Annotated in this window: 13 protein-coding genes; 2 read left to right on the top strand and 11 right to left on the bottom strand. The window is 56.2% G+C overall.

Translation table 11 applies throughout. The features are described from left to right. The first annotated feature begins 311 nt into the window (after nt 1-311). Complete coding sequence (gene codB / locus OGY07_RS02185; protein ID WP_042291930.1) at nt 312-1,562, top strand: cytosine permease; 1,251 nt, start codon at nt 312-314, stop codon at nt 1,560-1,562. Continuing rightward, nucleotides 1,552-2,832 (top strand): cytosine deaminase, encoded by a 1,281-nt coding sequence (locus tag OGY07_RS02180; RefSeq protein WP_286598404.1) that lies wholly within the window; start codon nt 1,552-1,554, stop codon nt 2,830-2,832. Before codB ends, OGY07_RS02180 begins: the two co-directional genes overlap by 11 nt. A 62-nt stretch (nt 2,833-2,894) precedes the next feature. On the opposite strand, the gene nanQ is transcribed toward OGY07_RS02180, so the two are convergent. From nanQ to zapE, 11 genes are all read right to left on the bottom strand, one after another. Continuing rightward, entirely contained in the window at nt 2,895-3,362 is a 468-nt protein-coding gene (gene nanQ, locus OGY07_RS02175; RefSeq protein ID WP_042291934.1) for an N-acetylneuraminate anomerase, read from the bottom strand. After that, complete coding sequence (gene nanK / locus OGY07_RS02170; RefSeq protein ID WP_181822472.1) at nt 3,359-4,234, bottom strand: N-acetylmannosamine kinase; 876 nt, start codon at nt 4,232-4,234, stop codon at nt 3,359-3,361. The genes nanQ and nanK overlap by 4 nt, the downstream gene beginning before the upstream one ends. After that, nucleotides 4,231-4,920: an N-acetylmannosamine-6-phosphate 2-epimerase gene (locus tag OGY07_RS02165; protein ID WP_042291938.1), complete on the bottom strand. Its 690-nt coding sequence runs from the start codon at nt 4,918-4,920 to the stop codon at nt 4,231-4,233. The genes nanK and OGY07_RS02165 overlap by 4 nt, the downstream gene beginning before the upstream one ends. 47 nt (nt 4,921-4,967) lie before the next feature. Then, nucleotides 4,968-6,458 carry an MFS transporter gene (locus tag OGY07_RS02160; RefSeq protein WP_042291941.1) on the bottom strand — a complete coding sequence of 497 codons (1,491 nt, stop codon included), beginning with the start codon at nt 6,456-6,458 and terminating at the stop codon, nt 4,968-4,970. A gap of 111 nt (nt 6,459-6,569) precedes the next feature. Then, nucleotides 6,570-7,463 (bottom strand): N-acetylneuraminate lyase, encoded by an 894-nt coding sequence (gene nanA / locus OGY07_RS02155; RefSeq protein WP_042291944.1) that lies wholly within the window; start codon nt 7,461-7,463, stop codon nt 6,570-6,572. A 121-nt stretch (nt 7,464-7,584) separates the two neighbouring features. After that, nucleotides 7,585-8,367, bottom strand: coding sequence for a transcriptional regulator NanR (nanR, locus tag OGY07_RS02150; RefSeq protein WP_042291946.1), 783 nt, complete (start codon nt 8,365-8,367; stop codon nt 7,585-7,587). A gap of 118 nt (nt 8,368-8,485) precedes the next feature. After that, nucleotides 8,486-8,983 (bottom strand): ClpXP protease specificity-enhancing factor, encoded by a 498-nt coding sequence (sspB, locus tag OGY07_RS02145; protein ID WP_042291947.1) that lies wholly within the window; start codon nt 8,981-8,983, stop codon nt 8,486-8,488. A 5-nt stretch (nt 8,984-8,988) separates the two neighbouring features. Next, nucleotides 8,989-9,627, bottom strand: coding sequence for a stringent starvation protein SspA (gene sspA / locus OGY07_RS02140; protein WP_042291949.1), 639 nt, complete (start codon nt 9,625-9,627; stop codon nt 8,989-8,991). A 304-nt stretch (nt 9,628-9,931) separates the two neighbouring features. Next, complete coding sequence (gene rpsI / locus OGY07_RS02135) at nt 9,932-10,324, bottom strand: 30S ribosomal protein S9 (protein ID WP_000829818.1); 393 nt, start codon at nt 10,322-10,324, stop codon at nt 9,932-9,934. Nucleotides 10,325-10,339: 15 nt separating this feature from the next. Then, complete coding sequence (gene rplM, locus OGY07_RS02130; protein ID WP_000847556.1) at nt 10,340-10,768, bottom strand: 50S ribosomal protein L13; 429 nt, start codon at nt 10,766-10,768, stop codon at nt 10,340-10,342. 241 nt (nt 10,769-11,009) lie between these two features. Further along, nucleotides 11,010-12,134, bottom strand: a complete 1,125-nt coding sequence (gene zapE, locus OGY07_RS02125; protein WP_042291953.1) for a cell division protein ZapE — start codon at nt 12,132-12,134, stop codon at nt 11,010-11,012. Between the last annotated feature and the right edge of the window lie 149 nt (nt 12,135-12,283).

Raw genomic sequence — 12,283 nt, 5'->3', positions numbered from 1 at the left:
GAATAAAATAAAAAGATAATGATGATGTTTTAATTTGTTACGAGGTTATTAATTCAAAGTCATGATTGCCGCAAATGTGAAAATAAAAAAGTAATTGGCAACAATATTGCGGACACCTTCCGATTGTACCAGGGCCATTAACGACATTTTACACGGACACCTCCGGATACTGTCCGGCGGCAACGTTACTCTCCCCACGCTGGTCTCGCGGTGCCCCCGCAACGTATGTAAATCCGGACGGAAACGTTTGCATTCACCAGAAAAATGTATATTATGCGGCGGATTTTTTGACCAAAATTCAAGGAGGCGTTGTGTCGCAAGATAACAATTATAGCCAGGGACCCGTCCCACTGACGGCGCGGAAAGGTGTCATTCCATTAACGTTTGTAATGTTGGGATTGACGTTTTTTTCCGCCAGTATGTGGACCGGCGGCACGCTCGGCACCGGTCTTTCCTATCATGATTTCTTCCTGGCAGTTCTCTTCGGTAATCTTCTCCTCGGTATTTACACCGCTTTTCTCGGTTACATTGGCGCCAAAACTGGCCTTTCGACCCACCTCCTCGCCCGCTACTCATTTGGTGTGAAAGGCTCATGGCTTCCCTCCCTGCTATTAGGCGGGACGCAGGTAGGCTGGTTTGGGGTTGGCGTGGCCATGTTCGCAATCCCGGTGAGTAAAGCTACGGGAATTGACGTCAATATCCTCATCGCGGTTTCCGGCCTGCTGATGACCATGACCATTTTCTTTGGCATATCGGCGCTGACGGTGTTATCGATCATCGCCGTTCCGGCGATTGTCATCCTCGGCAGCTACTCCGTGTGGCTGGCAGTGGACGGCGTGGGCGGTCTGGATCACTTAAAAGCGATCGTGCCGCAGACACCGCTCAATTTTTCAGGCGCGCTGGCGCTGGTCGTCGGCTCGTTCATCAGCGCCGGGACGCTCACCGCCGATTTCGTCCGCTTTGGCCGCAACGCGAAAGGCGCCGTACTGGTCGCGATGGTGGCGTTTTTCCTTGGCAACTCGCTGATGTTTATTTTCGGTGCCGCAGGCGCCGCCGCGGTGGGTCAGGCTGATATCTCTGACGTTATGATTGCTCAGGGCCTGCTACTGCCCGCCATTATCGTTCTTGGCCTGAACATCTGGACGACCAATGACAACGCGCTCTACGCATCGGGTCTGGGCTTTGCCAACATTACCGGGCTCTCCAGCCGCACGCTGTCAGTAGTAAATGGGATTATCGGTACGCTCTGCGCGCTGTGGCTGTACAATAACTTTGTCGGCTGGCTGACCTTTCTGTCGGCAGCGATTCCCCCCGTTGGCGGGGTGATTATCGCCGATTATCTGATCAACCGCCGCCGCTACGCCAACTTCCACAACGCAACTTTTGTGACGGTCAACTGGGTCGCCATCTTGTCAGTCGCGCTCGGCGTGGCAGCCGGGCACTATCTCCCCGGCATTGTGCCGGTGAATGCGGTCCTCGGCGGCGTATTCAGCTACATCCTGTTAACCCCATTCGCCAGACGAACCTTTGCTAACGCCCCGGAGGCCACCCATGCAGAATAATACGCTCACGATTCGTCAGGCCCGCTTGCAGGGGCAAGAAGGGCTATGGCAGATCGCGATTGAAAACGGACGATTCAGCCGTATTGAACCACAGGCAACCGCCTCAGCGCCTGCAGGTCAACAACTTGACGCCGAAGGCGGGTTGGTGATTCCGCCTTTCGTCGAGCCGCATATTCACCTGGATACAACGCAAACAGCAGGTGAACCGAGCTGGAACCAGTCGGGTACGTTATTCGAAGGTATTGAACGCTGGGCAGAGCGTAAGGCGCTCCTCACCCACGAAGACGTTAAGACTCGCGCAATGCAGACGCTGAAGTGGCAAATGGCCAACGGTATCCAGCATGTCCGTACTCACGTTGACGTCTCCGATCCCACGCTGACGGCGCTTAAAGCGATGCTGGAAGTGAAGCAGGATGTTGCCCCATGGGTCGATCTGCAAATCGTGGCGTTCCCGCAGGAGGGCATTCTTTCTTACCCCAACGGCGAGGCATTGCTGGAAGAAGCGGTGAGGATGGGCGCGGACGTAATTGGCGCGATCCCCCACTTTGAATTTACCCGCGAGTATGGCGTTGAGTCGTTGCATAAAACGTTCGCGCTGGCGCAGAAGTACGACAGGCTGATCGACGTGCACTGTGACGAAATCGATGATGAGCAGTCGCGCTTCGTTGAAACCGTCGCCGCGCTGGCGCATCGTGACGGGATGGGCCCACGCGTCACGGCCAGTCATACCACGGCGATGCACTCTTATAACGGCGCGTATGCGTCCCGCCTGTTCCGTTTACTGAAAATGTCGGGCATTAACTTCGTCGCTAATCCGCTGGTGAACATTCACCTGCAGGGCCGTTTCGACACCTATCCTAAGCGTCGCGGCGTGACGCGGGTGAAAGAAATGCTGGAAGCGGAAATCAACGTTTGCTTTGGTCATGATGACGTTTTCGATCCGTGGTATCCGCTGGGCACCGCAAACATGTTGCAGGTGCTGCATATGGGATTACACGTCTGCCAACTGATGGGGTACGGACAGATTAACGATGGGCTAAATCTGATCACCAGCCACAGTGCGAAAACGCTCCACCTCCAGGATTACGGCGTGAAGGTAGGAAATTCGGCGAACCTGGTGATTTTACCGGCTGAGAATGGTTTTGATGCGGTTCGTCGCCAGACGCCTGCGCGCTATTCCATCCGCCACGGAAAGATCATTGCCGAGACGGTTCCCAGCCAGACAACGCTGCATCTGACGCAGCCAGAAGCGGTCACGTTTAAGCGGTAATGTGCTGAAGAATATAGCCGGATAGCGGAGTCATCCCTGTCCGGCCTGTAAATGCATCCGGTCTAAACGGCCAGCAAACTGGCTCGTACCTTCACCACCACTTTCTTAATTTCGCCTGGCTCCCGAAATACGCATCCTGGCTTATGCGGCTCTCCCGGCATAAACACGGCGAACATCCCCGGTTGCAGGGTGACCGACTGTTCGTCTGCGATCTCACTACACAACTGGTAATCCTCTTCTTCATGCATCTCTTCGCAACGTCGCGCCGCGCCGTTCACGCCAAAGTGAATGCGCTCTTTCCCCGCTAACAGCAGCTGGATATCGATATACTGCTCGTGCAGCTCCGCTTTCTTTTCCGTCGGCAACTGCGTGAAAAATTCCATCACATTCATAAAAATATTGTCGCTCTGCAGCGCATAGCGACCAGGCGCTTTTTCCTGCGGCCTTGCCGCCAGCGCGAGCGTCAGCGCATCCAGAAGCACAGGATGCAAACCTGCGGACGGTAACGAACGAACTTCACCCAATATCATAGACGTTCTCCTTGAGCCAGCAGCGCTGCGCCCAGTAACCCTGCATCGTGTCGGTAGTGCGCGGCGGATAATGCAACGTGATAGACCGGCGGTTGTTGGGCCAGAAAATCGCCGACCTGCGTCAGATAACCTTCCGCCAGTCCGACGCTGCCGCCCACCACTACCCGCTGGCAGTCGGTGATCGCTTTGACATCGGCGATCAGCCGCGCCAGTACTTTCGCCGAGCGCGTAACCAGCTGTGCCGCCTGCGCATCCCCTTCCGCCGCGCGTGCAAAAAGGGTTCTGGCGTCACAACCAGCAAGATCGCCTTGCGCGGCGGCGGCAATGCCGCGTCCCGAGGCAATCGCCTCCACGCAGCCAATCCGACCGCAGCCGCACCGTGGGCCGTTCGGATCCGCCAGGGTGTGTCCGAGATGCCCGGCCAGCCCTCCGCTACCGGTCAGCAGTTTGCCGCCGCTCACCACCCCGCCGCCCACACCGGTCGACACGGTGATAAACACCATATCGCGGGTCGCATCGGCCAGCGCATGGTATTCCGCCCAGGCCGCTGCCTGCGCATCGTTGACCGCCAGGGTCGGTAACCCGGTGATCGCTTTTACTGTTTCAACTAGCGGAAAGTGTAGCAACCCGCCGAGATTTTGCGGGTTAATCGCCAGCAGGCTACCGTCGCGAATTATCCCGGTTGACGCGACAGCAACCCGCTGCGCCTGCGCCTGCAGCGGCGCAATCAGTTCCGCGAGCGCTTCGCGCAGGGCATCTGGCGTTTTACTGGCGGGCGTTGGACGTTCAATTCGTTCGCGGATCTGTAAATCCTCATCCACCCGGGCGGCGGCGAGTTTGGTGCCGCCAATATCAATCGCCAGCGTCGTCATAGCACCGCCTTTTTCAGCGCCGCGTTGTACCACCCGCAGATGTGTTCCAGACGCGTAATCGCAGACCCCACCGTCACCGCCCAGGCGCCGTGACGCATCGCCTCCGCGGCCTGCGCTGGCGTGTTGTAGCGCCCTTCGGCAATCACCCGACACCCGGCGTCGCTCAGGGTTTTGACCAGCGCCAGATCGGGCTCTTCTGGCGTTTCCGGCGTCGTGTAACCGGAAAGCGTGGTGCCAATCATATCCGCGCCCCGCTGATGGCAGGCCAGTCCGTCCTCACGCGAGGCGCAGTCCGCCATCGCCAGACGCTGATGATGATGGATCCTCGCCAGCAGCGCGTCCACAGGAACCGGTCGCACGCGATCGGTACCATCAAACGCAATAATATCCGCCCCGGCCTGCGCCAGCGCATCGACATCGTCCAGAAACGCAGTGATGCGCACAGGAGAGTCGTCCAGATCGCGCTTGAGGATGCCGATAATCGGCACGTTCACCACAGCGCGCGTTGCCCGTACATTGTCGATGCCTTCGATACGCAGGGCGACCGCCCCCGCCTGCTCCGCCGCCAGCGCCATCGCCGCAACGATGTCCGGCTTATCCAGCGGACTGCCGGGAACCGGCTGACAGGAGACAATCAGGCCGCCGTTTGCGGCGATGCTTTTATCCAGTTGAGCAAGTAACGACATACTTCTTCCCTTCCGAGTGTTACCCGGTACGAGACCGGGTAAATGGCTTAACTTTTACCTTTCGCTAACGCGCTTTTATCGCCGCCGAGCGGTACGGCGCCGCTGAACGGTTTACCATCAATGGCGTCGTGCGTACGTAATGCTTCCGGGCGCAGCCAGCGCTGCACGCGGGACGGCATATCCAGGCCAATCAGCAGGATCACCACAAAGGTCAGGCTAAACGAGAGCGATCCCAGCGCGGTACCCAGATCCAGACGCTGGGCGATAAGCGCGCCGAGGATGGGGGCCAACGCGCCGCCCAATGCCCCCACGTTGTAGGTGAAGCCCAGGCCCGCCGCACGCTGATCGGTGTCAAAATAACCACCGATCAGCTTCGGTAAGATCCCGGAGATCCCCTGCCCTAACATCTGCTGGAAAAACAGTAGCAAACCGAGCACCCAAACGTTTGTGCCACCAATCGCAAACACCGGAATGATCAATACTTGCGAGGCCAGCAGACTGCAGACATAGGCTTTGCGCGTGCCAAGCCAGTCGCCGAGGAAACCGCCCACGCAGCAGCCGACCGCCGCGCCAAAGCCGCTAAAGAACAGCACGCGCGCAACGGTTGACGGATCGTACGCCAGTTCGGTTTTCAGATACGTTGGCAACAGCGCCTGGATAGGCCATGAATAGAGGAACGCAAACAGCACGACGACCATCAGCATCACCCCTGTCGGCCAGCGCTTGCCGCTGCTTTGCACCATGAAGCTGATAAAGATAACCGCGCACAACAGGCCAAGCACGGCAACGATCGCCGCATTTTGCAGGTTGCCGGCAAAGCAGAACCACAGCGCAGTTGCCGCCGCGATCGTCATCAATACGTTGACGACGCGATGCTCGCCCCGATAGAGAATATCGACCATCGTGCGCACCGGCGCTTTGCCTTCATGCTTCTCTTTCCAGTCTTCGGCTTCCGGAATGTTTTTACGCAGCCAAAGGGCAAAGACGATTGGCAAAATGCCGATAAAAAACAGTGCACGCCATCCCCAGACAGGAACGACAAGGCTATAAACCTGTGCGGCAACCACCGCACCGACGGAGAAACCGGAAATCAGAAAGCCGCTGGCTTTGTTACGCAGATGTTTCGGCCAGCTTTCAATGACGTACGTGGCGCTGGAGCCGTATTCCCCCGCCATGCCCATGCCGATCACCAGTCGGGCGATAAACATGGTGGTGTATCCCGGCGCAAAACCGCAGGCCAGGGTTCCCACAGAGAACATAATGATGCTGGTGACCATCGCCAGACGACGCCCGTAGCGATCGCCCATCGCCCCCAGCATCAGCCCGCCAAACCAGCGGGAAATAAAGGCCGCCGAAATCAGGCTTGCCGCCTGTACCGTCGTCAGCCCAAATTCGCTCTGTACTTCGGTCAGGACAAGGGCGATTAACACAAAGTCAAAACCATCCAACAAATATCCCAGCCATGCGGCAGAAAACGCCCGCCATTGGGCGCGATTGAGATGGCGATACCACGGGATGCTTTGGGTACACTTACTCATAACACTCTCCCGATAATTTTTGCTGTTATGCCGGACGGCGGCGTTGCCTTATCCGGCCTACAGAGTATGTTTTGCAGGCCGGGCAAGCGAAGCGCCCCCGGCTTTTCACGGTTACGCCTTCTCTGCCAACAATTGCTGAGCCAGCGCCTTCAGTTCCGGTAGATAGCGTTCGTCTACCGGGGCAAACGGCTTACGGCACAGCGGGACGGACAGCACGTCCATATAGTGCAGTACCGTTTTCAGCCCACGGAATACCCCGGTTTTTATCAGCAGATCGATAACCTGATTACACTCGGTTTGCAGTTGTTGCGCAGCCTGAATGTCACCGGCCTTGAGCGCCTTTACAATGCCCTGGTAGCGCCAGCCCATAATGTTATAGGTGCTGCCGATCCCACCATCCGCCCCGGCCAGCAGGCCGGAAGCAAAAATCTCATCGTAGCCGTTGTACAGCACCAGATCCGGATGCGCGCGACGGATTTGCTCCATCTGATACAGATCGCCAGAAGTTTGCTTCAGCGCGCCGACGCCCGGTAGCGTCACCAACGTGTTGATCTGATCCAGGCTGAGCTTCACGCCGCTGAGCGCCGGGATGTTATAAACCACCATGGGTAATCCCTCTGCCGAATCAATGATTGCCCGATAGTGGTCGCAATGCTCCTCAAAACTAAACGGATAGTAAAACGGCGTCACCGCGGAGACGGCGTCAAAACCATAGCGATGCGCCGCCCGGGCGAGCTGTTGGCTTTCCGCGGTACTCACCGTTCCCACATGGGCAATCAGCGTGACGTCGCCCTTCGCTTCTTCAGCGACAACTTCCAGTACCCGCTCTCTCTCCGCGACGCTCTGAACGAAGGCTTCCCCGGTCGACCCACCCACATAAAGCCCATCGATGCCCTGCGAGACAGTAAAGCGCACCAGACGGCGCAGACTGTCGATATCCAGCTGCTGTTGCGAATCGAAAGGGGTTAATAACGCTGGCATTACGCCTCGTAACTCTTTTGCCATACCGACCTCTGTCACTGTTAGTGTTATCTGATTGCATACCTTTATACCTGTTATACCAGATCAAATAAGCAGCAGTGCAATACAGCGTGCTTATATTGCGATCTGCTTCACTAAAGGATCGTTATTTTTTAGATCGAGACTGTTGTCCGAGGGCGTGCCAGGTGGCGGAGACGCTATTGAGATGGGTTTGTAACGCACGATCGGCTTCGTCAGGATCGCGCTGACGAATCGCTTCGACGATCGCGATATGCTGCTGATAGCTAACGCTATTATGCTCATGGAGCTCGCGATCAGGTACCGTTGGACGCGCGGCGATTAGCCAGTCGAGCAAAGCGACATGGATCGCCATGAAAATCGGATTACCGGGGATCTCCGCCAGCACGCGGTGAAAATCCACGTCGGACCGGATAAACAGCGCGTTGTCATCCAGCGACTGGCTGTTGAGTTCCAACGCTTTCGCCAGTAGATCGATCTGCGCGTCAGTGGCGTGCTCCGCGGCGTAGCGCACCAGACTCGATTCAAAAAACAGCCGCAGTTGTTCGAAGTGGGCAATGCCTCCGGGATGGGCGAGGAAATCTTTCGCCATGCCGGACAATTCGCTGATGATCGTGTCGGCGGAAGGACGGGAGACACGGGCGCGTTCACCATTGTTGATCTGCACCAGCCCTTTACGCTTGAGCGCCGCCAGCGCTTCACGCACCGAGGGGCGTCCCACGTTGAAGAACGCCATCAGCTCACGCTCAGACGGAAGCTGTTCGCCCTCGCCAAATTCCCGGCGACGAATCATTTGTTCCAGTTCTTCTTCCACCATCTCAGAGAGCTTTTTCCGCGCCAGCGGACGTTTTCGCAGACTACGACCGATAAGGGCAGACGAATTTTCAGCTTGTGAATCAAATGTTTTCATAAGACCTGATCAGCACGTTACGGGAATGTATAGCAGCTTCATCCTAACACAGGATCGAAATAAGGGGGAAACAGGGCGGCAGGCATAAAAAAACAGGCTCTGACGAGCCTGTTTGACATCACTTCACCACGCGAAGCGCTGGTCGTCCACCGCGCGGCGGCGGATCGTTATCCGGATTGTCGTCGTCATCACGATCCGGCTTATCGCCGTCGATAACCGACATGACGGTTTCGCTCTCAGCGCCAGACGCCGCGTCATCATCATTCAGGCTGGCAACGTCTTCGTCGTACGCCGCTTCCGGTTCAAACATCGTTCCGGCGCCGTTTTCACGCGCATAAATCGCCAGCACTGCCGCCAGCGGGACGGAAACCTGGCGCGGTACGCCGCCAAAACGCGCATTAAAACGCACTTCGTCGTTGGCCAGTTCCAGATTCCCCACCGCGCGCGGAGCGATATTCAGGACGATCTGACCGTCGCGCGCATACTCCATTGGAACATGCACGCCAGGCAACGTCACATCCACCACCAGATGCGGCGTGAGCTGGTTGTCGAGCAACCACTCATAGAAAGCACGCAGCAGATAAGGACGACGTGGTGTCAGCTGTGACAAATCCATAGGCATTAACCCCGGCCGAGGCGCATTTCACGTTCAGCTTCGGTTAAAGAAGCCAGGAAAGAGTCACGTTCAAAGACGCGGGTCATATAGCCTTTCAGCTCTTTCGCGCCCGCACCGCTGAACTCAATGCCCAGGATCGGTAAACGCCACAGCAGCGGCGCCAGGTAGCAATCGACCAGACTGAATTCATCGCTCAGGAAGTACGGCTTCTGACCGAAGACCGGCGCAATCGCCTGCAGTTCTTCACGCAGTTGCTTACGCGCGACGTCCGCTTCCGAGGCAGACCCGTTGACGATGACGTTCATCAGGGTGTACCAGTCTTTTTCAATACGGTGCATGTACAGGCGGCTTTCGCCACGTGCGACCGGGTAAACCGGCATCAGCGGCGGATGAGGGAAACGCTCATCCAGGTATTCCATAATGATGCGAGATTCCCACAGGGTCAGCTCACGATCCACCAGTGTCGGGACGCTCTGATTCGGGTTGAGGTCAATCAGATCCTGAGGTGGATTGTCCTTCTCCACGTGCTCGATCTCAAAACTCACACCTTTCTCAGCCAGCACAATGCGGACCTGATGGCTATAGATGTCAGTAGGACCAGAAAACAGCGTCATTACCGAACGTTTGTTGGCAGCGACAGCCATGAAAACCTCCAGGTATATTCAGAATTTTTACTGCTACCAGCCACCGCGTGGCCAGCCAGAAGTGATGTCACCCACATCGGAAAGGTCATCATCGTTCAAAAAGCAAACAAAAAATGAGCAATACCCGATATTTGGGCAGAAAATTGGATGATAGTTTACCAGATTTTGTGACCTTTGTGGTGAGTCGATTCCGGAAATGGGGAAAAAGAGGGAGTTGTCAGGGGATTACGCCCGTTTTATCCATAAAAAAACCCGCCGAAGCGGGTTTTTTCGCCAAGAGTCTTCTGCCAGAGGCAGAGAACCATTAACGTTTGGAGAACTGCGGACGACGACGTGCTTTACGCAGACCGACTTTCTTACGTTCAACCTGACGAGCGTCACGAGTAACGAAGCCAGCTTTACGCAGTTCAGAACGCAGAGACTCGTCGTACTCCATCAGAGCGCGGGTGATACCGTGACGGATCGCACCAGCCTGACCAGAGATACCACCACCTTTAACAGTGATGTACAGATCCAGTTTCTCAACCATGTCGACCAGTTCCAGCGGCTGACGAACTACCATGCGAGCAGTTTCACGACCGAAGTACTGTTCCAGAGAACGTTGGTTGATTACGATTTTGCCGTTGCCCGGTTTGATGAACACACGAGCTGCGGAACTTTTGCGGCGACCAGTGCCGTAGTATTGATTTTCAGCCATTGCCTATAATCCCGATTAGATGTCAAGAACTTGCGGTTGCTGTGCCGCGTGGTTGTGCTCGTTGCCAGCGTAAACTTTCAGTTTACGGAACATAGCACGACCCAGCGGGCCTTTTGGCAGCATGCCTTTAACCGCGATTTCAATCACACGCTCAGGACGGCGAGCAATCATCTCTTCAAAGGTCGCTTGTTTGATACCACCGATGTGGCCGGTGTGATGATAGTACACTTTGTCAGTACGCTTGTTGCCGGTTACAGCAACTTTGTCAGCGTTCAGAACGATGATGTAATCACCGGTATCTACGTGCGGAGTGTATTCCGCTTTGTGCTTACCGCGCAGGCGAAGAGCCAGTTCAGTAGCCAGACGGCCCAGAGTTTTACCGGTCGCGTCAACAACGTACCAGTCGCGTTTTACGGTTTCTGGTTTAGCTGTAAAAGTTTTCATTAAAAGCTTACCCAATAAATAAGTTACACGTTGGTGAACACCCAAACGTTTAGTCAGTTGAGGTTCACACGACAAAGTCCGGCAAACCTACCCCTTCGAATAGCCAATGCCAGCACACAAAAAGTTTCGGGAAAAAAACTTTCTTGTAACGTGGGGTCGCAGGATTATAGAGAAGTCGGGGTCAAAGATCGACCCCTTTTTGTGATTTGTGTAACGGTCATCCGCGCCGGAGGGCGAGCGTTCAGGGCATATGCTCCCGCTTGAGGTACTCCTCGCTCTGCATCTCCTGCAACCGCGACAAGCAGCGCTGGAACTCGAACTTCAGCCGCTCCCCCTGATAAATATCATATAAAGGCACCGCCGCGCTGATCACCAGCTTGACATGGCGTTCGTAAAACTCATCCACCAGCGCGATAAAGCGCCGCGCTTCGCTCTCCATCAGCGGCGTCATCACCGGCACATCGAACAGCATTACCGTATGGTAAAGGCGCGACAGGGCAATGTAGTCATGCTGGCTGCGGGCGTCGACGCACAGCGTATCGAACGACACCGCCAGCGTTTGGTTTTCGGCGCCCAGCGTCGGCAGCGGACGGTGATTGATTTCCAGCGTCGGCCCCTGCTCGCGCTTCACCCCTGCCAGCGCCAGCCACAGCGTATCCATCTGTTGCCGCGTTTCATCGTTAAGCGGTGAAAGCCACAGGTGCGCCTGGGTCAGGGTTCGCAGGCGATAATCAACGCCCGCGTCCACGTTCATGACGTCGCAATGTTGCTTAATGGCATCAATGGCGGGAAGAAAGCGTGCGCGCTGCAGGCCATTACGGTACAGCTCGTCAGGCGGAATATTCGAGGTCGCCACCAGCGTGATACCGCGGGCAAACAGCGCTTTCATCAGCCCGCCGAGCAGCATCGCGTCGGTAATGTCGGAAACAAAAAATTCGTCAAAGCACAGCACGTCCGTTTCGGCCTGAAAACGGTCAGCGATCGTTTCCAGCGGATCGCTCTGCCCCTGGAGCGCCGTCAGTTCTTCATGGACGCGCAGCATAAAACGATGAAAGTGCAGACGCTGTTTACGTTCGCCCGGCAGACTATGGTAGAAAAGATCCATCAGCCAGGTTTTCCCACGCCCGACGCCGCCCCACATATATAAGCCGCGCACCGGGACGCGCTGCGTCACTTCTCGTTTTCCCAACAGCTGGCCGACGCGGGCCATAAAGCCTTTCACCGGGGCGGCTGGCGGCGTCTTCACCGTTAGCGCCTGATAGATCGCCTCCAGGCGGTTAACCGCCTCTTTTTGTACGTCGTCGGGTTGGTGGGTGCCGTCGTTAATGGCTTTCAGATAACGCGATGTGGGGGAAATGCTTTGCATGATGTTATTGTTATTCCTTGAAAATCGGTGTGCCGTCGTTCACGGTTGTCGAAAAAAAGGCCGTTCTACACTACGCGATATACACGTGGGATTCCACTTCTGCGGGATTAGCGGTTATAGTGGCTATATCAGGCGCGGGCATGGAGCCT

Origin of the sequence: Citrobacter sp. Cs237 (assembly GCF_030332325.1) — a bacterium.
In the GTDB taxonomy this organism is placed as follows: Bacteria; Pseudomonadota; Gammaproteobacteria; order Enterobacterales; family Enterobacteriaceae; genus Citrobacter_A; species Citrobacter_A sedlakii.
This window is presented reverse-complemented; position numbering and strand designations above follow the sequence as displayed.